The following is a 20,451-nucleotide window of genomic DNA, read 5'->3' as shown; positions in this document are numbered from 1 at the left end:
CAACTAATCTTCTTTAAGTTTTAATATAGATTTTTTTGAAATTCTATATAGCAATATACTTAGTAAGCTATTAGCTATAGGTATTATTATTATTCCCTTAAGAGCTAATATTGCTATTGTGTTAGTATTAAATACCTGGCTAACTGTAGCTATATTTACTAAAGAATCAAATAAACTCGTTATAAGAACTAAAACAAATATAGTCATACTACTTTCTTTATATATTTTATCTCTTAAATGACTTATAGAATAAGCTATTATAAATAAAACTAATCCATTAACTCCAAATATACCACATACAGTTATATCTTTTACTAAACCAATTATAGCTCCTATTATTCCAACATCTAGTTCATCTAAATAAAGAGCTATTATGGTCATGTATATAATAACTATATTAAAACTTATGCTTAGTATATCTAAGTAGTTAGTTATACTATTTTCTACCATAACTAACAAAATACCGAAAAGACAAAGTAAAACTTTTTTCATTATTATTAGTCTCCTTTATCCTATATTTCTTGGTTCAATAATTGTTACATCTTCTACGTTTTTAAAGTTAACGTATGGTTTTACAACTATATGTTTCATAGATTTATTTTTATCATCTATTACCTTATCTACTTCACCTATAGGAATCCCCTCTGGGTATAGACCTAAGCCAGATGTTACAACAACATCTCCAGGTAACACATCATAAGATGTTTCAAACATATATCCTTGTAAATAACCTTTATTTTTATATGATTCTTTGTTATCTAAAGTTGTATTTTGAGTTATAACGCCTTTATAATTAGAATCTTTCATCAATTTAAAGCTTACAGATGATTTACTATCTAATAGAGAAATAGCTTTGCTATAATTTTTCGAAACTTCATATACTTTTCCTACTAATCCATTTCCATTTACAACTATGCTATCTTTTTTAACTCCATCTTCACTACCTGCTCCTATAGTAAAACTGTCATACCAGTTACCGTCATTCTTGGCAACTACACTTGCAGCTACCCTATTTGCCTTATACTTTTCATCTATAAAGTTAAGTGATTTTTTTAAACTTTCTAAAGACTCAACTTCATCTAATTTTTTATTTAATTCAATTACTTGTTGTTCTAAATCTTCTTTTTGCTCTTCTATTTTTGCTATTTTATTAGCATTTTTTTTATAATTTATAAGCTCCTCTAAGTTTTCTTTTAAAAATACAAATCCTTTATTAAATCCACCTTCAATACTAGCAATTCCATCTAATACTACACCTGGCCCTGCTGGATTTGTTCCTCCAAATCTCCCGATTGATATTCCTACAATTCCAATTAAAGTGATAGCAACAATTCCTGTTGCTATCACTTTAACATTAATCCTCTTTTTTTCTTTTTTATTCTTATCGAATTTCAAAGGTATCACCAACTTTTATTTACTTTCTAGCATTCATCATTAATACTTTTTCAAATATTTCTTGATCTTCAACTGATTTTCCTGTTCCTATTGCAACGCAGTCTAGTGGACATTCTGCTATTTGAACTGGCATTCCTGTTTCTTGCTTAACTAACTTGTCAAGACCTCTAAGTAATGCTCCCCCTCCAGTTAACATTATTCCGTTCTCCATTATATCTGATGCTAATTCTGGTGGTGTTTTTTCTAAAGTTGATTTTATTGCATCTACTATTGAATTTATTGGTTCTTTTAATGCATCTCTAACTTCTGCTGAACCTATTTCTATAGTTTTTGGAAGTCCTGATATTAAATCTCTACCTCTTATTTGCATTGTTGTTTCTTGGTCCTCTTTAAATGTAGAACCTATACTTATCTTAACGTCTTCTGCAGTTCTTTCACCTATCATTAAGTTATATTCTTTCTTAACATAAGCTACTATAGATTCGTCAAACTCATCTCCACCAATTCTAACTGACTTAGCAGTAACTATACCACCTAAAGATATTACAGCTATTTCTGTAGTACCTCCACCGATATCTACTACCATATTTCCTTCTGGCTCTTCAACTCTAAGTCCAGCTCCTATAGCAGCTGCCATAGGCTCTTCTATTAAGTATGCATCTCTTGCTCCTGCTTGTCTTGCAGCTTCTTCTATAGCTCTTTTTTCAACTTCTGTTACACCATAAGGTACACATATTGCTATTCTAGGGCTTACTACACCTTTTTTAGATGCTGCTTTTTGTATAAAGTAGCTTAACATTGCTGATGTAACATCGAAGTCTGCTATAACTCCGTCTTTCATTGGTCTTATAGCAACTATATTCCCTGGTGTTCTACCTATCATTTTTTTAGCTTCTTCACCAACTGCTAAAACTTCTTTACTATCATCTCTTATTGCTACAACTGAAGGTTCTCTAACTACAATTCCTTGTCCTTTTATATAAACTAGTGTATTTGCTGTACCTAAGTCTATCCCCATATCTTTTGTCATTTTATTAAATCCAAACATAGACATGAACCCCTTCTTTTCTTTTTTTTCTTTTTTCTCTTTAGCCATATTGCTGCTCCTTCCTGCTCTATCAAATCAAATTATCATATTTTCCTTAAAACTAAAATACAGACCATCTCCTATTATTATATGATCAATTACTTCTATTCCTATTAACTCTCCACACTTAATAAGTCTAAATGTAACATCCTTATCTTCTTTAGATGGCTCTATAGTTCCTGACGGATGATTGTGCATTAAAATTATTTTATTTGTACATCTTTTTATTGCTTCTCTAAAAACTTCTCTCGGATGAACTAACGAAGAATTTAAAGTTCCTCTAGATACCTCTACATCCGATATGATTTCATTTTTTGTATTTAAAAGAACTACCTTAAAAATCTCTTGTTGTTGATATCTTAATCCGTCCATATAAAATTTATATATGTCCCAAGGATTTTTAACTTTATATTTTTTAGGTTTGACACTTGCAACTCGAATTCCTAACTCTAGTGCCGCTTTTATTTGCGCTGCTTTTGATAGTCCTATTCCGTCAATTTCACATAACTCTTCTATAGTCATATCTTGTAGATATCTTAGTCCTTGTGTGTCTTTACTTATAATATAGTTAGCTAATTCTATAGCATTTTTTTGTTTAGTTCCTGTTCTTAAGAGAATTGCTAATAACTCTGAGTTAGATAATTTCTTTTCTCCCTGTATTAACATTTTTTCTCTAGGTCTTTCTTCTAATGTCATTTCCTTTACTGTCATGGAAACATTAAAAGATTTTCTCAGCTAAATCACCCTCCATAAAAAAGATTTATATTAAAATGCTTCTTTAATAAATCACTAAGTCTAGATATAGGAAGTCCCACTATGTTAAAATAGTCTCCTTGAATTTCTTCAACTAACATAGCACCGAAACCTTGAATTCCATAAGCTCCAGCCTTATCTAATGATTCATTAGTCTGTATATAATCTTTTATGTCCTCTTCAGATAGATTTTTGAACTTTACATTACTAACTACATAGTCAATTATTTTTTGATTTGCATTTAAATTTATCAAACTGATACCAGTTATAACTTGATGTGTTTTTCCTGATAATTGTTTTATCATATTAAAAGCATCGCTTGAATCTTTTGGTTTTCCCAAGATGTTATTGTTTAAAACTACAACTGTATCTGCTCCTATAACCAAACTATCCGGATGCTTTAGTGCTATATCAATAGATTTTTCAAATGCAAGTCTCATTACTACTTGAGATGGTAATTCATTATCTAATATAACCTCATCTATTTCACTTTTTATTATTTCAAATTTAGTATTTGTGTTTTCTAGAATTTCTTTTCTTCTAGGGGATGCTGATGCTAAGATTATATTCACTTTCTCACCTCGTTTAGTACTTAGAATTTGTACTTATTTAGTCTATCATTATATTGTAAAAAATTCAACACAAATGTCGAACGATTTTATTACACTATTGTTATATTTATGCTTGAATTCCATTAATAACCAATTTAACATTCATTCTACTTTGTAATACTTTTTTTACATATCATAGGACATACTTAAAATACAAAATAAATTTTAATTTTTGTATTTTATTATTTATTTACATTTTTATAAATTTATTTATCCCATACAAAATAAAAGGTATGGAAGTCCATACCTTTATCTTATCCATATTATATAGTTTTAATAGCCTTTTTAGGACATTTTTGTAAACATAAATGACATCCAACACATTTTTCTGGGTCTACTTTATGTTTTTCTTTAAGTTCCCCTTCTATTGCATCAAATTTACATTGTTTTTTACAAATAGTACATCCTACACAAAGCTCTTCATCTATGATTACTTTTTTTCTATTTTTTAAATCTCCACTTATAACTTTTGTTGGACATTTTTGAACACATTCCATACATCCAACACATTTTTCTGGATTTATTTTTGCAATCTTATTTTCAAATTCTATTGCATCAAACTTACATGCCTTTGCACATAATCCGCATCCAATACATCCTACACTACATTTTTCTTTTACAGCTTTTCCAAAATCTTTACTATTACACTCAACAATTATCTCGTGTTTTTGAGGCTTTGATATAATTATTCCTTTAGGACAAACCTCCATACATTTACCGCACATAACACATTTCTCTTCATCTATTACTGCCACTCCATCTATTATAGATATAGCACCAAATTTACAATAATCTCTGCATGTACCTAATCCTAAACATCCATATTTACATGATTTAGCTCCACCATTTAAAACATTTGCAGATCTACAATCTTGGATTCCTTCGTATGTATACTTGTCTTTTGAGCTCATACAGTTTCCTTTACAGATAACTTTTGCTACTTTTTTCTCGCCTTCTTCCGCTTTAAGCCCCATAATTTCACCTATTTTTAGAGAGCAATCAGATCCTCCTACTGGACATCCATTTACAGGAGCATTTCCCTCGGCTATAGCACTAGCTAAACCTCCGCAACCAGGAAATCCACAACCTCCACAATTTGCTCCAGGAAGAGCTTCAAGTATAGCTTCTACTCTTGGATCGACCTCTACTGCAAATTTTTTAGATGCATAAGCTAAAACTGCTCCAAATATTAACCCTAAAATACCTAATACTAAAACTGAACTAAATAAACTCATTTTTTCACCCCCCTATCTTATAATTGTATAAGCCCTGCAAATCCTAAAAATGCAATTGACATTAGACTTGCTGATATAAGAGTTATAGGGAAACCTTTAAACGCATCTGGTATATCTGCCAACTCTAATCTTTCTCTTATGCCTGCAAATAATACGATTGCTAAAGTAAATCCTATACCTGCCCCAAATCCATTGACTATCGTTTCTATTAAATTATATCCATTTTTAACGTTAACTAATGCAATCCCTAATACTGCACAGTTTGTAGTTATAAGAGGCAAGAAAACCCCTAATGCTTGATATAAAGAAGGACTCATTTTTTGAATTACCATTTCAACGAATTGAACTATAGATGCTATAACTAATATAAATGCTATTGCTTGTAAAAAAACATTACCAGTTGAAATTAGTAATTTTTGTATAAAGTATGTAATTATTGATGCTAAAGTTAAAACAAATGTAACAGCAACACCCATACCGACTGCTGTATCTACCTTTTTTGAAACTCCTAGGAATGGACATATCCCCAAGAATTGTGATGTTATAACGTTGTTAACTAAAACAACACTTAAAAATAAAAGTATTAAATTCAAACTCTACACCCCCATTATGCTTTTTTGCTTCTTAGCTTATTAAACCCTGCTAAAAGGAACCCTAGTGTTAAAAATGCACCTGGTGGTAATATGAATAGTAACACTGGCTCAAAAGATGCTCCAAATAAACTAAATCCAAATAAACTACCATTTCCAAGTATTTCCCTTACTGCCCCTAATATTGTAAGGGCCATACTAAATCCTAGACCCATACCTAAGCCATCTACTGCAGATTCTACCGGTGTATTTTTTGATGCAAAACTTTCTGCACGAGCTAATATTAAACAGTTAACAACTATTAGTGGTATAAATAAACCAAGAGCTGCATCCAGTGCAGGAACATAGGCTTTTAAAAGCATCCCTACAATAGTAACAAATGTTGCTATTACTACAACAAAGGCTGGAATTCTTATTTTATCTGGTATTATTTTTCTCATTAAAGATATTACCAAGTTTGAACAAACTAAAACTGCTGTTGTTGAAAGCCCCATACCTAGTCCATTTATAGCTGAAGTAGTTACAGCTAAAGTAGGACACATACCTATAACTTGCACAAACGTTGGGTTTTCATCTATTAGCCCGTTCTTAAATATTTTAGCTAATTTCATATTCTACCCTCCTATTTATTTAAACTACTTTCAAACACCTTTATCGCTGCATTTACTCCACTTGTAACAGCTTTTGATGTTATAGTAGCTCCTGATATTGCTTGAACTTGATCATCTGATGATGCTTTCCCTTTAACTACATTAAGTTCCTTAGCTTGCTTTTCATTGAATTGATCCTTAAATCCAGGTTCAGCAGCTTTTGTACCTAACCCTGGTGTTTCTGACATGCTCCCTATATTTATACCTTTTATAACTCCATCTTTAGATATACCTACAATTAATTCTATTTGTCCGCCATATCCTTTTGGTAAAGTTTTTATAGTATACCCTACTGTTTCAGATCCATTTTTACCTTCATATACTTCTGCAATAATCCCATCTTCTAGTCCGTCAACCTGTTTAAATACACTATCATCTAGCTGCTTAAACTCCTTAGCATCAGCTAAAACAATTTTTCTAGATTCATTATTGGTTTGTATATTTCTTTGTTCTATAATTGGAGCTGTTACTTGGTTTACAAACCCTAGAGCTAGAGCAGCTACTGCACATATAGCAAATAATGTTGCACCTAATTTTGCAATATTATTCATTACTTAGCCACCTCCCCAAATACTCTATTTTTAACATACTTATCAATAAGAGGTGTAACAACATTTACTAGTAATATTGAATAAGATACACCTTCTGGATATCCACCATATAATCTTATTACAGTCGCTATTACCCCTGCTAATACTGCATATATTACTTGCCCCTTAGTTGTCATAGGCGACGTAGTATAATCAGTAAGCATAAAGAATGCACCTATCATAAGTCCTCCTGCAAGTAACTGATAGATAGCAAAATTTAAATTAAATCCACCTAGTATAAATGATAATACGAAAACTGTTCCTATGTAACAAACCGGAATTACATAATTTATTATTCCTTTATACATTAAATAAAGTCCACCAATTAAAATTAATATAACTGATGTTTCACCTATACATCCACCTATATTCCCTATCATCATATCGGTCAAGCTTATTCCGCTATTTGTAAGGGCATCTATTCCTTGTACTCCATTTTTTAAAAAGCTTAAAGGTGTTGCTGTTGTATACGCATCTATATTTCCACTACTAACCCAATTTACGCCTGTTTTTGTCCAAGCTGTCATAGCTACCGGAAATGATGCTAGTAAAAATGCTCTTGCTGCAAGAGCCGGATTTACAAAGTTATTTCCTATACCTCCAAACACCATCTTCACAACTATTATTGCGAACATAGATCCTAATATACACATCCACCAAGGAAGTGATGCTGGTACGTTAAAGGCTAATAGTAACCCTGTAACTACTGCTGAAAAATCAGCTATAGTACTTTCTTGTTTTGTTATCTTTTGATATAAAAATTCTGAACCAACAGCACCTAATATACAAAAGAAAATTACATTTAAAGCACTTAATCTAAAGAAATATAAAGCACCTAATGTTGCTGGAAGAAGTGCTATTATAACTTGTTTCATTATATATGATGTATCTTCATTACTTCTCACATGAGGAGAAGATGATACTATGAGTTTATTATTCATCCTATTCCCTCCTAGCTCCCCTTATTTAGTTGTTTGCTTTCTTTTATTAGCAATTATTTCTCTTTTTGCATTTCTTACAGATTGAAGTAATGGTCTTCTTGCTGGACATACAAATGAACAAGATCCACATTCTATACAATCTAAAGCTCTATAGTTTTGAGCATTTTCAAAATCATTTTTTAAAGAATATGCACTTATATATAATGGTTGTAAAAATGCAGGACACACACTTAAACATTTTCCACATCTTAAACAATTTTGTGGCTTAGGAGTTTTTGATTCCTCTTCATCTAAACAAAGTATCCCTGACGTACCTTTATTTGTCGGTATGTCTATTGTATACTGTGCAATCCCCATCATTGGACCACCCATTATAACTTTACCTACTGTTTTATCTTCTTTAAATCCTTCACACTGTTCTATTATTTCTGAAACTAAAGTACCAACTTTAGTTATTAAGTTCTTAGGATTTTTTATACAACTTCCAGTAACAGTAGTTATTCTTTCTATTAAAGGCATACCTGTTTTTATAGTTCTTGCTACCTGAGCTGCTGTACCAACATTATTAACTACAGCACCTGCATCCATTGGCAGTCCTCCAGAAGGAACTTCCCTACCTGTACAAGCGTATATAAGTTGCTTTTCTGCTCCTTGAGGATATTTTATTTCAAGTCCTACTACTTCTATATCTTTATACTGTTGAGCTGCTTTTTGTATAGCATCTAATGCATCTGGCTTATTTACTTCTATGCCTATGTAACCTTTTTTTACATTTAAAGCTTTCATAAATACCTTAAGACCAAATACTACATCTTCTGGATTTTCAAGCATTAACCTATGATCTGCAGTTAGGTATGGCTCACATTCTGCTCCATTTAATATTACTACATCAATATTTTTGTCTGGTGGAGGAGATAGTTTTACATGAGTTGGAAATGTTGCTCCCCCCATTCCTACAATACCTGCTTCTTTTATTATTGATACTATTTCTTCCTTGGTTAAATTGTCTAATTCGCCTTTAGGTTTCACACTTTCGTGCTTTTCTTCCAAGAAATCGTTTTCTATGACAACACAGACTCCTGTTCCCCCGGCTACCTCACATTCTTTTATTGCAACTACTTTTCCTGATACTGATGAATGAACATTACAAGAAACAAATCCTTGTTGTTCACCTATCTTCTGACCTACTTTTACTGAATCACCCACTTGAACTATTGGGCTTGCTGGCGCTCCTATATGCTGTTGGAGTGGTATGTATACGACTTTAGGATTCTCTGCTTTTTCAATAGCTTTTTGGTTAGAATACTCCTTTTTATATGGAGGATGGATTCCCCCTCTAAAAGTTAAGAGTTTCATACTTTTACCCCCTTATCTATAAATTTAAACATTTATTTCCACTTACTAATAAGTATACTATATTTACTGTAAAAACTTAACAATTGTTAAAAAAATATCCGATTTTAAAATATTTTTATACTTTATGGCATGTTTACTTTTAATGTAAGCTTTGATATATTACATTTTTTAATCGTAAAAAAGAGTTGTTAAATAACAACTCTTATACTTTCTTTATAGAATTTATAAAAGCAAAATACTCTTGCATAGATGATAAATACATACTTTCACTTACATTATAATTTTTATCATTAGCTGATTTTAAAGCCATTTCCATCTTTTCATTTAAATTTTTTGTATAGCTAAGTAAGTTATCTTTGAATACATCCATTTCAGAATAATCAATTTTTTTACCTTCTTTTTCTATATTTGATACAATTTCTTTTCTTTCTGCTAATATTTCATTATATTTTTTTATATCTACATTTTCCTTGCTTGATTGCCAGAAAGCAGATTCTTGCTCAAAGTTCTTTATTAGACTATTTAATTGCTTTGTAATGCTTTCAACATATGAATATTTACTTGTATATTCTATTGCTAATACAGGAATCTTTAATTCTGATAAAAATGCATCTGGAAATATAGATTTTACTTCATCTATATGACTTCTAGTAGATTCTTGATCAAAATATCCATGAGTTTGTACCTTTTTTGCACCATCAATTTCTACAACAGAGAAAGGTATTTTCTTTTCTACTAATTGTGTTTCTACTTTATTTAAATCTTTATCATTGCTAACAGACGCTACTTGAACAGTATATATACTCCAAGGCTCTACCCTTGCTAATTTAACATCCTCAGAAACTTCCTTTTCTTTAACTTCTTTTTTTTCTTGCTTTTTATTTTCAACGTTTTCCACTACTTCTTTATCATTTGTTTGTGGTTTAATCTTATAGTCCTCATATCCTAAAAAATCACTGTCTTTTTTAAAAGGATTTTCTAATTTTATAAATGATACCTTCTTAGATACATTTTCTAAAATATTACTATCTTTTATTTTATAAATACCATATCCACTAATTAAACATATACTAGCGGTTATCACAAGTGCCTGAATAGGTCTTGTCTTACGTCTCTTATTAAAACCTTTATAAATTGTTTTTCTTTTATTCATTAGTTTGTCCCCCCTAAAAATATTATTAATAATATATATTTTTAAATACACAAATTTATGATTAGTTATGAAATTTATTTATTAAATTTATTTTTTTATAGCCTATATATATATATGTTTTTTTATAAAATCATATTCTAATTTTTGCAATTATAGGATAATGATCAGACATATTTTTTATTAAAACATCATAATCCAAAACTTCAATATTGGGTGAAACAAATATATAATCTATTCTATCTAATCCAGTTGCAAAGGTTAAAACATTTGCTTTATTTAGCTCTATTGCAACATCTTTAAGAATTTTATCATCTATAGACATATTGCCTTGATTAAAATCTCCTACAACAATATAAGGCTCATTTTCCAATGTACTTATAAACCCAACTAATTCATCTAATTGGACTTTTCTTTCCTCTTCACCTAAACCTAGATGTACATTTATAACATTTAATTTTCTACCTTCTACATTAACAACTGTATGTAACATACCCCTTTGCTCTCTATCACTTTTTAAATATATATGATTTTGACTCTTTAAGGGATATTTTGAATAAGTTACTAAACCATAATTTGATCCTAGTCCAACAACATTAGCTCCAAAGTGTGAATGCATTTTAAGCTCATCCTTAAAACTACTGACTTGAAATCCTGCCTTCGCTGACTCATTTACTTCTTGAAGGCATATAATATCTGATTTTGATACTCTTAAAAAATCTATTATATCAAAAAGTGTTGGAAACATATCTTTATTTAATCCGCTATGAATATTATAACTTACTATTTTAATTTCTTTTTTAGGAGGAAAATATTTAACCTCAAACATAAAACTTATGCTCATAAGTATTATTATAAAAATTACTAAAATTAATTTTTTAATACGTATATGTCATCAACTCCTTGTTTGATTTCTTTTATATTATATGCGTTTTTCAAAATTAAAGACGCTTTATAAGCGCCTTCAATTTTACATTATTTTATTTATTTTTTAACAAGTTTCTCTTTCATAATATAATTTATTACTTTTTTTCTTATCTCTTCTGCAGAGTCATCATCTTCTACTTTTAAATCTAATAGTCTTGCTATAGATCTCATATCATTTCTTGTTTTTGATCGATAACTTTCTATTAAATCTGTTTTTATTCTTTCTGGTTCTAATATATATTCGTCACTTCCTCTTTTATACGAAAAATATCGCTTTGAATATTCATCTTTATTAGAGTATATATGATTTGCTACTTTTCTAAGTGTTTGATTGTATGAACTTTTCATGTTAGCATTTATGCCTAAATGTTTCGCAAATTTAATTAATTCATTTTTAGACTTAAATAAGTCCTCTGATTTTATAACTTTAACAACAGAAGATGCATTTTCTTGATGTGACCCTTTTTTCAATACTCTTAAATATGTTTTATTATTTCCTATACCTTGTGATACTTTTTTTATATTTTCATTTATTATTTTATCAACATTTCCCTCAAAGTACTTTTGTACTCCCTTTTGGGATACATAACTTTCAAGTTCTTTTTGGGCCATTTCAAGTATCATCCTTCTCAAATTTTCTTTATATCCTCTTTCATCCATGATACTCCCCCCTTAGTTATTTATATTATATTCAAAATTTTTTTAAAATGTGAGTTCCCTTCTTGGACAATTTTCATAATATAACTTATATACATTAAATTTACTAATTTTATATTTATTAGTTTAAAAATTAATAATGATATTTTAGTTGTAGTATATTTATATGTATATTTAATTTGAGTATGGACATACTATTAATGTAAAATCAAACATACTCAATCTCCCCCATTTTAGACTTCTATTATTTCCCCCAATAGGAGTCTTTTTTTATATAATAAAATAAAAATGCCAATAGCTTATTATTCTATTGGCATTCTTATTTTATTGTATATCTTTTAGTTCAAATCCTAACTCTTCTATAACATTTTTTAACTCCTCAGGATTGACGCTATCATCCATTTTAACTATTGCATACTTATCCTCTAAATTTACCTCTAATACATCTATACCTTCTATATCTTCCGTAAGAGCAGTCTTTAAATGATTTACACAATGACCACAACTCATGCCTTCAATTAATAATTTTTTATTCATAATTTATACCTCCTTTATATACCCTGTATAGGTATTATACCATAAATTTTAAGTATCTAAACAATAGTTTTTTCATTTATCTCACTAAATATAATACTAATTTATTTTTTATATATTATAAAATCAAACTAAATAAAAAATCTACTTCACAGGCTCTACGTTTTATGTTGCTAGCGATTTAGTCTAATTTGGAAAAAAGTCGATAAATCTAATTATTAGATTTATCGACTTTTTAATATTATTCTTGTGGAGTTTTTAAATTAGTTATTCCTTCATAAACATCAAATTCATTTGGAGATATTTTTCCTTGAACTCTTCTATTCGTTACTATATATTCATCTCTAATCGCTAAACTAATAAATATTACATTATCATTTATATATTTTTGCATAGATTTGTATATATCACTTATTTGTTCTTCAGTTGTAGCATTTATTAAAGAATTTTCATAACTTTCAAGTTTTTTGTCACTGTATCCAGAATTATTTATTATTTCTCTAGCATCTGGTATAATTGATAGTTCCCATCCTACTAGTGCTAAATCATATTTTTTAGAGCTTATTGCATCATCTAAAGCTTGCCCTTCTAACTCTACAATATGAGATTTGATTCCTATTGTTTTTAAATTTTCAACTATTAAATGTGCCGATTTAACTCTTTCCGTATTGTTTTTATTTACAAGTATTTTTAAGTCTATTTTAGCTAATTTTTCTTTTAATTGAGTTTCTTTATCTATATCTTGTTCTTTTTCTTTTTCCTTAACATTTTTAGTTTCTTGTTTAGTTTCTACAACTTTAGTATTTGTCTTAGTATCTTTCTTAGCATTTTTTTGATTTTCTTTTTCTTTATTTTCTAATTGCTTTAACTCTTCGTCTGTAACTGGTTTAACTTTTTCTAAATAAGATTTAGCCTTATCTTTATCATACTTTATTGGTTTTAAACTTTTATCATAATACTTTGAATTTGAATTTAGAGGAAAATTAACTAATGTGGCATCTGACATATAGCCTTCTTCAACTATACGTTCTCTGTTAATTGCATGTGCTATAGCCTTTCTAAAATTAACATCTCTTAAATATGGATTATCATAATTAAATATTATATTTTCATATCCTCTTCCTTCATATGTTGTTAAATTAAATTGTTTCTCGTAAAATTTACTTAAATCATTTAAAGATATGCTCGCTATATCACTTTCTAATGCCATAACCATAGAAACTAAAGCATTTTCATCAGGAACGACACCTACTTTTATATCTTTTACATCTTTAGGTAGTTCATTATAATAATCTTCATTTTTAGAAAGTATCATACCTTCTCTTTCCTCATATTTATCAATTTTATAAGGTCCATTACCTATTAAATTTTTCTTTATTTCATTTGCATCTTTTGTATTCATAGTTCCTATCTTATCCTCAGACACTATTGGGAATATTAGTGTATCTATAGAAAATGGATATTTTTGTTTAAATTTAATTGTAAATTCCTTTTCATTTTGAATAGACACAGATGATATATTTTTAACTAATTCATAATAAGAACTATCCACATTTTTTTGAATTAATCTTATTGTAAAATCAACATCTTGAGATGTAACAGGCGTCTTATCATGCCAATTTGCATCCTTTAATTTCATATCTACACTCATGCCGTCTTGTGAAATTTGATATGTATCTACTAGTTGTGGAACTACATTGTAGTTTTCATCTATTGTAAATAATCCATCATAAATTAAATTCATAACATATCCAACTGATCTATCTTTATTTAGTAGTGGATTTATAGTTATAGGTTTTACCATACTTAAATTTATTTCTTGTGAATTTAATGAACTTTGTACAGTACTTTCTTTCGTTTCAGTCGTTTTGCTTTTACTACACCCAGACGCTACCATTAGAGTTGCTAAGATTATAGGTAAAATTTTTACTTTTTTCATTAGTTAATACCTTCCTTGCCATATATCTCATTGTAATTTTTATAATTTTTATTTACTTTCTCTAAATAATTTGATGTTTCTTTAAATGGAATCATATGTAACTTTTCTCCATCCTTACTAAAGTCACTATTAGATAACCATTTTTTCACGTTACCCGACCCTCCATTATATGCTGCTATAACTAAGTCTAAACTTCCAAATTCTTTAAATAGTTTATTCAAATACCAACATCCTATTCTAATGTTAGTATCTGGATCAAATATATCCACTTCAGATAATTCAAGCTCCTCTTTAGCCCAGTCTCTAGTTATATCACTTATTTGCATTAAACCTTTAGCACCTTTATTTGATACTGCCTTTTTTCTAAACTTACTTTCTGCTTTTATAATACTATAAACTAAATTTTCTTCTAAATTAAACTCTTTTGAATATTTTTCTACAGCCTCAGGATATTTTTTAGGATATATAATTTTGTGCACAGTTTTACTTTCTATTAAAATTGTTATAAATAAAATTAATAAAATAGATAAGATTATTAATATCTTTTTTTTATTCAAACCAATTCACCTTAACATACTCTATAAATTTTTCAGCTTCTAATTTTAATTTGTTAATATCCCCTGAGTTATCTATTACATAATCTGCAAATTTAATTTTTTCTTCCTGTTTCATTTGAGAATCTATTCTACTTTTAGCTTCTTCTATACTACATTTATCCCTGTATTGTACCCTTCTTATTTGCTCTTCTTTATTACAAATTACAACTATTAGCTTATCTATTATATCTAAATATCCACCTTCTATAAGTAATGCTGCGTCAATAACTACTATTTCTTCCCCCATTGATTTATATTTTTGAATTTGATTTACTATTTTCATATATATCTGTGGGTGAGTTAATTCATTTAACTCTATAAGTTTTTTATCGTCATTAAACACAATGCTGCCTAAAACTTTTCTATTCAAAGTATTATCATCATTTTTTATAGAATCTCCAAAATGATTAAATACCGATTGTAAAACATCTCTATCTTCAAATATTTGCCTAGATATTATATCTGCATCTATTATTTTCATGTTATTATCTTTAAATATATTTGATAGGCTGCTTTTACCACAGCCTATATTACCAGTAAGACCTAATATTAACACACTTTCACCTACTTTGTTTCATACCATGAATCACCTATATTTAAGTCTACATCTAAGTGTACATCCATTAATACAGCATTTTCCATCTCATCTTTGACTATACTTTTAACTATATCTAGTTCTTCTTTAATAGCTTCAACAATAAGTTCATCATGTACTTGTAAAATCAGTTTAGACTTTAAATTCTTTTCTTCTAATTTTTTATATACATTAACCATTGCTATTTTTATTATATCTGCTGCACTTCCTTGTATAGGAGCATTCATGGCAAATCTTTTTCCACGATTTCTTTCCATAAAGTTACTAGATTTAATTTCAGGTATGTATCTTCGTCTATTAAATATAGTAGTTACATAACCATCTTCTGTAGCTTTTTCTATAGTTTGATCCATATAATTTTTTATTTTATCATATTTTTCAAAGTACCCCTCTATATATTCTTTGGCTTGCTTAACTGGTATATTAAGGTCATCGGCTAAACCAAAGTCACTTTTACCATATACAATTCCAAAGTTTATTGCTTTAGCTGCACTTCTCAATTCACTGGTTACATCTTTTGCATCTACATCAAATACTTGAGATGCTGTTTTTGTATGTATATCTTCGTTATGTTTAAATGCATCTATCATATTTTCATCTTGACTCATTTGAGCCAAAACTCTAAGTTCAACTTGAGAATAATCTGCATCTACCAACTTACAATTTTCATCAGCTATAAATACCTTTCTTATATTTCTACCAATTTCAAGTTTTACAGGTATGTTTTGAAGATTTGGCTCTGTTGATGAAATTCTCCCTGTAGTTGTTATCGTTTGATTAAATGACGAATGAATTCTATTACTTATTGGATTTATTATATTCAATAATCCTTCTACATAAGTCGAGTTTAACTTAACTATTTGTCTGTACTCTGTTATTTTATCTATTATAGGACTTTGATTTTTTAGTTTTTCTAAAACATCCGCATTTGTAGAGTATCCTGTTTTTGTTTTCTTTACTACAGGTAGTCCTAATTTTTCAAACAAAATCACACCTAATTGTTTTGGTGAGTTTATATTAAATTCTTCTCCTGCAATATCATATATTTCTTTCTCTAGTCTTTTTATAATCTCTTTAAATTCAGTTCCAAGTTCATTTAGCTTTTCTTTATCAACTTTTATACCTTCATGTTCCATGTCACCTAGAACTTCAACTAATGGCATTTCTATATGATAGAATAAACCATCAATATCCATTTCTTTCAAATTACTCTCCATGATACTGTTAACATTATAAACAGTGCTTAGTATTTGAGATATATGCGTTGATAGTTCTTCAAATTCTAAATCTTGGTACTTTTTAGCCTTTACCCCTTTTCCTAAAAGTTCTTCGGTTGATTTTACTTTTTTTGTAAGGTATTTCATAGCTATAGCACTACATTCATATGATGTAGATGACATAGAATCTATTAAGTATTCTGCTATAGCTATATCAAAGTACATATTTTCTAATTTTATATCATATGATTTTAAGGCTATATAATCATCTTTTAGATTATATCCAAACTTTTTAATTTCTTTACTTAAAAGTATCTCTTTTAGATCACTTATATTATCCTCTTCTATATAGTATATATTACTACCATCTGTACTTACAAATATATAAAGAATATTTTTTTCTAGTATATTCCCTTCTTTTCTAACTGTTTTTATTAAAACTTCTTTTTTGTTACTTGCTTCTTTTACAAAACACTCAATATCTTCAAGCTTTTTAATATTATAATTCTCATTATCAAAATTCAGTTTTTCTTTATCATCGATTTCAATTACTCTAGGTATTAAACTAGTAAATCCTAAATATCTAAAATATTCAACTACTCTATTTGGGTCAAAATCTCCATATTTTAAATCATCTAAATTAATATCTATAGGAACATCTCTTACTATGGTTGCAAGCATTTTACTCTTTATTGCTAACTCTTTATTTTCCTCTACCTTCTTTTTTATACTGCCTTTTAGATTTTCTATATTTTCTATTATACCCTCTACGCTAGAATACTCCTTTATAAGCTTTATACCTGTCTTTTCACCTACTCCAGGTATCCCAGGTATATTATCCGACTTATCTCCCATTAACCCTTTTAAATCTATAAATTGAGTCGGTGTCATCTCATACCTTTTGATAACTTCATCAAAATCATATTCTTCAACTTCTCCAATGCCCTTTTTAGTTATCAAAGTAGTTGTTTTATCAGAAGCTAGTTGAATGGCATCTTTATCTCCAGTTACTATATAGACCTTATATCCATTTTCTTCGCCTAATTTTGAAACTGTTCCTATAATATCATCAGCTTCGTATCCATCTAACTCTAATCTATTAATTTGAAATCTATCTAAAAGCTCTTTTAATGGCTCAAACTGAACTTTTAATTCATCTGGCATTTTCTTTCTTCCTGCTTTGTAATCTTCAAATTCTATATGTCTAAATGTGGGAGCTTTTCTATCAAATGCAACACTAATATGTGTTGGCTTATATGTATCTATTATCTTAAACAACATTGTTGTAAAACCATATATAGCATTTGTTTTTAATCCCTCTTTATTATTCATTTCTGGTAATGCATAAAAAGCTCTATTTATTATTGAATTTCCATCTATTATAACTAATTTTTTATCCAAATTTATCACTCCTGCTAAGCTTCATATTTTTATTTTTATAAGCTAATATGTTATTATTTAATATTACCATAATCTTGAAATTATATTAACATAAATATGTTGCAAACGTTTAATTATATTGTTATAATATAATTATATTTCATATTTTGCCGGATTGGTGGAATGGCAGACGCGACGGACTCAAAATCCGTTGGTAGCAATACCGTATGGGTTCAAGTCCCATATCCGGCACCAATATTTTTAAGAGTTACAACTAATAGTTGTAACTCTTTTATTGTACCCTAAAATAATAAATCCGTTAATATTAATTAAGAAATAAAATAAAGTATTAAAATTACTGTAATAAATGTTTATATATATTAAAAATAAATTTTTATAATATTGTAGTTCATATTGACTTATTTAAAATTTGATTTATAATGGTATACAACAAGTAGATAACTGAGATAGAGGCGCGAAACTTAAAAGTAATATTATGGAGGTAAGCTCAATGAAGTAATATGAAAGGAAGTTTCGCCGAAGTGAATAGTTAATAGCTTTAATACTATTCGCTGGGCTTATATAGAATATATATAGGACTGTCACATTTTTGTGGAGAGCTATTTTCAATGAAAACGTACGGTATATTTATACTTTTTTTAGTATGATATTTTCGTATAAAGTCATGGGCATAGTCTCATGGCTTTTTTGTTGTTAGAAAAATTTATATTATCTTAGTTACTTATTTATAATTGATACCATAAGGAGGAAAATTTAAATGAGTGAACAAAATCATGATTTAAAAAGAGGTTTAAAGGCAAGACACTTGAATATGATTGCTTTAGGTGGTTCTATAGGAACAGGTATATTTCTTGCTATGGGTGATACCCTTAATCAAGCAGGTCCAGGAGGTGCACTAGTTGCATACGGTCTTATAGGTGTAATGGTGTATTTCTTAATAACTAGTTTAGGTGAAATGGCAACTTATATGCCTATATCAGGTTCATTTAGTTCTTATGCTACAAAGTTCATAGACCCTGCACTAGGTTTTGCACTTGGATGGAATTACTGGTATAACTGGGCTATAACAATAGCTGCTGAAATGGTTGCAGGATCTTTAATAATGAAATATTGGTTTCCTAACATTCCTGGGTTTTACTGGAGTATAATATTTTTATTTATAATTGTCAGTTTAAACTTTTTATCTGCAAAAGCATATGGTGAATCAGAATATTGGTTTGCAGGTATAAAAGTAGTTACTGTAATTATATTTTTAATAATAGGATTTCTAATGATTGTTGGTGTAATGGGTTCAGATAATATAGGGTTCCATAATTACTTCATAGCTGATGGACCATTCCACGGTGGAATAAAGTCAATATTTGCTATTTTCTTAGTTGCAGGTTTTTCATTCCAAGGAACAGAGCTTATTGGAGTTGCTGCTGGTGAAAGTGAAAACCCTGAAAAAACTATTCCTAAAGCGGTTAGATCTATATTTTGGAGAATATTGATATTCTACTTAGGAACTATAATTGTTTTGGGAGCTATAATACCTTTTACTCAAGCAAGTGTTTCACAAAGTCCATTTACTATGGTTTTTGAAAAGGCTGGAGTTGCTGGAGCTGCATCTATTATGAATGCTATTATACTTACTTCAGTATTATCTGCTGGAAATTCTGGTATGTATGCTTCTACTAGAATGCTTTACTCAATGGCTAGGGAAGGACTTGCACCGAAAGTTTTTGCAAAAACTAATAATAGAGGAGTACCAGTAAATGCTCTTATATTAACAACTTTAGTAGCCTCTGCTTGCTTTTTAACAGGTATATTTGCAGAAAGCACAGTTTATGTTTGGTTAGTTGCTGCATCAGGTCTAGCTGGTTTTATAGCTTGGGTCGGTATTGCTATTTGCCACTACAGATTTAGAAAAGCCTATATTCATCAAGGTCATGATTTAAAAGAATTAAAATTTAAAGCTAAATGGTATCCTTTCGGACCAATATTAGCACTTTTAATGTGTATTATAATTATTGTTGGTCAAGGGTATTCTTGCATCACACCAAATGGAGTTGATTGGAAGAATTTAATAGCTTCTTATATAGGTATTCCTTTATTCCTAACTTTATATATCGGATATAAAGTTAAACATAAAACTAAAGTTACTCCTTTGGATAAAGTAAATTTAGTTTATAGTAAAACTAATGAATAAAAATTTTTTCAATTTGATAATATAAAAAGATTTAGCAAA

The 20,451-nt window shown here is 29.0% G+C and carries 20 protein-coding genes, 1 tRNA gene and 1 riboswitch; of the genes, 2 read left to right on the top strand and 19 right to left on the bottom strand.

The features are described 5' to 3' along the window. Positions 1–3 precede the first annotated feature (3 nt). The 19 genes from mreD to polA form a co-directional block, all read right to left on the bottom strand. Positions 4–492 carry a rod shape-determining protein MreD gene (gene mreD, locus BLP75_RS08755; RefSeq protein WP_092725390.1) on the bottom strand — a complete coding sequence of 163 codons (489 nt, stop codon included), beginning with the start codon at positions 490–492 and terminating at the stop codon, positions 4–6. Between the two features lie 15 nt (positions 493–507). Further along, complete coding sequence (mreC, locus tag BLP75_RS08750; protein WP_242872411.1) at positions 508–1,404, bottom strand: rod shape-determining protein MreC; 897 nt, start codon at positions 1,402–1,404, stop codon at positions 508–510. A gap of 10 nt (positions 1,405–1,414) precedes the next feature. Continuing rightward, positions 1,415–2,491 (bottom strand): rod shape-determining protein, encoded by a 1,077-nt coding sequence (locus BLP75_RS08745; RefSeq protein ID WP_092725386.1) that lies wholly within the window; start codon positions 2,489–2,491, stop codon positions 1,415–1,417. A 27-nt stretch (positions 2,492–2,518) separates the two neighbouring features. Beyond that, complete coding sequence (radC, locus tag BLP75_RS08740) at positions 2,519–3,178, bottom strand: RadC family protein (protein ID WP_139149838.1); 660 nt, start codon at positions 3,176–3,178, stop codon at positions 2,519–2,521. Between the two features lie 44 nt (positions 3,179–3,222). Next, entirely contained in the window at positions 3,223–3,807 is a 585-nt protein-coding gene (locus BLP75_RS08735) for a Maf family protein (RefSeq protein WP_092725382.1), read from the bottom strand. Positions 3,808–4,109: 302 nt separating this feature from the next. Further along, positions 4,110–5,081, bottom strand: coding sequence for an RnfABCDGE type electron transport complex subunit B (locus BLP75_RS08730; RefSeq protein WP_092725380.1), 972 nt, complete (start codon positions 5,079–5,081; stop codon positions 4,110–4,112). Positions 5,082–5,098: 17 nt separating this feature from the next. Further along, positions 5,099–5,674, bottom strand: coding sequence for an electron transport complex subunit RsxA (gene rsxA / locus BLP75_RS08725; RefSeq protein ID WP_092725378.1), 576 nt, complete (start codon positions 5,672–5,674; stop codon positions 5,099–5,101). Positions 5,675–5,688: 14 nt separating this feature from the next. Continuing rightward, a complete protein-coding gene (rsxE, locus tag BLP75_RS08720; protein ID WP_092725376.1) occupies positions 5,689–6,282 on the bottom strand; it encodes an electron transport complex subunit RsxE in 594 nt (197 codons plus the stop codon). Between the two features lie 11 nt (positions 6,283–6,293). Further along, a complete protein-coding gene (locus tag BLP75_RS08715) occupies positions 6,294–6,872 on the bottom strand; it encodes an RnfABCDGE type electron transport complex subunit G (RefSeq protein WP_092725374.1) in 579 nt (192 codons plus the stop codon). Next, on the bottom strand, positions 6,872–7,852 hold the full coding sequence (locus BLP75_RS08710; RefSeq protein ID WP_092725372.1) for an RnfABCDGE type electron transport complex subunit D: 981 nt from the start codon (positions 7,850–7,852) through the stop codon (positions 6,872–6,874). Before BLP75_RS08710 ends, BLP75_RS08715 begins: the two co-directional genes overlap by 1 nt. A 21-nt stretch (positions 7,853–7,873) precedes the next feature. After that, entirely contained in the window at positions 7,874–9,208 is a 1,335-nt protein-coding gene (gene rsxC / locus BLP75_RS08705; RefSeq protein ID WP_092725369.1) for an electron transport complex subunit RsxC, read from the bottom strand. Positions 9,209–9,410: 202 nt separating this feature from the next. Beyond that, complete coding sequence (locus tag BLP75_RS08700) at positions 9,411–10,361, bottom strand: hypothetical protein (protein ID WP_092725368.1); 951 nt, start codon at positions 10,359–10,361, stop codon at positions 9,411–9,413. A 130-nt stretch (positions 10,362–10,491) separates the two neighbouring features. After that, positions 10,492–11,187 (bottom strand): endonuclease/exonuclease/phosphatase family protein, encoded by a 696-nt coding sequence (locus tag BLP75_RS08695; RefSeq protein ID WP_242872410.1) that lies wholly within the window; start codon positions 11,185–11,187, stop codon positions 10,492–10,494. A gap of 155 nt (positions 11,188–11,342) precedes the next feature. Further along, complete coding sequence (locus tag BLP75_RS08690; protein WP_092725365.1) at positions 11,343–11,945, bottom strand: hypothetical protein; 603 nt, start codon at positions 11,943–11,945, stop codon at positions 11,343–11,345. A gap of 321 nt (positions 11,946–12,266) precedes the next feature. Beyond that, the gene (locus tag BLP75_RS08685; RefSeq protein WP_092725363.1) at positions 12,267–12,479 is read right to left on the bottom strand and encodes a heavy-metal-associated domain-containing protein; all 213 of its coding nucleotides are present in this window, start codon (positions 12,477–12,479) and stop codon (positions 12,267–12,269) included. Positions 12,480–12,717: 238 nt separating this feature from the next. Beyond that, positions 12,718–14,415: an ABC transporter substrate-binding protein gene (locus BLP75_RS08680; RefSeq protein WP_092725361.1), complete on the bottom strand. Its 1,698-nt coding sequence runs from the start codon at positions 14,413–14,415 to the stop codon at positions 12,718–12,720. Next, complete coding sequence (locus BLP75_RS08675) at positions 14,415–14,972, bottom strand: lytic transglycosylase domain-containing protein (protein ID WP_092725359.1); 558 nt, start codon at positions 14,970–14,972, stop codon at positions 14,415–14,417. Before BLP75_RS08675 ends, BLP75_RS08680 begins: the two co-directional genes overlap by 1 nt. Beyond that, complete coding sequence (coaE, locus tag BLP75_RS08670; RefSeq protein WP_092725357.1) at positions 14,965–15,567, bottom strand: dephospho-CoA kinase; 603 nt, start codon at positions 15,565–15,567, stop codon at positions 14,965–14,967. The genes BLP75_RS08675 and coaE overlap by 8 nt, the downstream gene beginning before the upstream one ends. A gap of 8 nt (positions 15,568–15,575) precedes the next feature. Beyond that, positions 15,576–18,224 (bottom strand): DNA polymerase I, encoded by a 2,649-nt coding sequence (gene polA, locus BLP75_RS08665; RefSeq protein WP_092725355.1) that lies wholly within the window; start codon positions 18,222–18,224, stop codon positions 15,576–15,578. A gap of 148 nt (positions 18,225–18,372) precedes the next feature. On the opposite strand from polA, the gene BLP75_RS08660 reads away from it, so the two are divergent. Next, a tRNA-Leu gene (locus BLP75_RS08660) sits at positions 18,373–18,458 on the top strand. A gap of 205 nt (positions 18,459–18,663) precedes the next feature. Next, a riboswitch (Lysine riboswitch) is annotated at positions 18,664–18,834 on the top strand. A 147-nt stretch (positions 18,835–18,981) separates the two neighbouring features. Further along, on the top strand, positions 18,982–20,412 hold the full coding sequence (locus BLP75_RS08655) for an amino acid permease (RefSeq protein WP_092725353.1): 1,431 nt from the start codon (positions 18,982–18,984) through the stop codon (positions 20,410–20,412). Positions 20,413–20,451: the final 39 nt, after the last annotated feature.

The organism is Romboutsia lituseburensis DSM 797 (assembly GCF_900103615.1).
GTDB classification, from domain to species: Bacteria; Bacillota; Clostridia; order Peptostreptococcales; family Peptostreptococcaceae; genus Romboutsia_F; species Romboutsia_F lituseburensis.
Note: the sequence above shows the minus strand (reverse complement) of the source record. Positions and strands in the feature narration are given on the sequence as shown.

Excerpts from the sequence above, each read along its gene's own strand:
- BLP75_RS08745 (WP_092725386.1), bottom strand. The coding sequence starts at position 2,491 with ATGGCTAAAGAGAAAAAAGAAAAAAAAGAAAAGAAGGGGTTCATGTCT.
- BLP75_RS08730 (WP_092725380.1), bottom strand. The coding sequence starts at position 5,081 with ATGAGTTTATTTAGTTCAGTTTTAGTATTAGGTATTTTAGGGTTAATA.
- BLP75_RS08710 (WP_092725372.1), bottom strand. The coding sequence starts at position 7,852 with ATGAATAATAAACTCATAGTATCATCTTCTCCTCATGTGAGAAGTAAT.
- rsxE (WP_092725376.1), bottom strand. The coding sequence starts at position 6,282 with ATGAAATTAGCTAAAATATTTAAGAACGGGCTAATAGATGAAAACCCA.
- radC (WP_139149838.1), bottom strand. The coding sequence starts at position 3,178 with ATGACATTAGAAGAAAGACCTAGAGAAAAAATGTTAATACAGGGAGAA.
- BLP75_RS08680 (WP_092725361.1), bottom strand. The coding sequence starts at position 14,415 with ATGAAAAAAGTAAAAATTTTACCTATAATCTTAGCAACTCTAATGGTA.
- mreD (WP_092725390.1), bottom strand. The coding sequence starts at position 492 with ATGAAAAAAGTTTTACTTTGTCTTTTCGGTATTTTGTTAGTTATGGTA.
- BLP75_RS08655 (WP_092725353.1), top strand. The coding sequence starts at position 18,982 with ATGAGTGAACAAAATCATGATTTAAAAAGAGGTTTAAAGGCAAGACAC.
- BLP75_RS08695 (WP_242872410.1), bottom strand. The coding sequence starts at position 11,187 with ATGTTTGAGGTTAAATATTTTCCTCCTAAAAAAGAAATTAAAATAGTA.
- rsxC (WP_092725369.1), bottom strand. The coding sequence starts at position 9,208 with ATGAAACTCTTAACTTTTAGAGGGGGAATCCATCCTCCATATAAAAAG.
- BLP75_RS08700 (WP_092725368.1), bottom strand. The coding sequence starts at position 10,361 with ATGAATAAAAGAAAAACAATTTATAAAGGTTTTAATAAGAGACGTAAG.
- BLP75_RS08690 (WP_092725365.1), bottom strand. The coding sequence starts at position 11,945 with ATGGATGAAAGAGGATATAAAGAAAATTTGAGAAGGATGATACTTGAA.
- BLP75_RS08685 (WP_092725363.1), bottom strand. The coding sequence starts at position 12,479 with ATGAATAAAAAATTATTAATTGAAGGCATGAGTTGTGGTCATTGTGTA.
- BLP75_RS08715 (WP_092725374.1), bottom strand. The coding sequence starts at position 6,872 with ATGAATAATATTGCAAAATTAGGTGCAACATTATTTGCTATATGTGCA.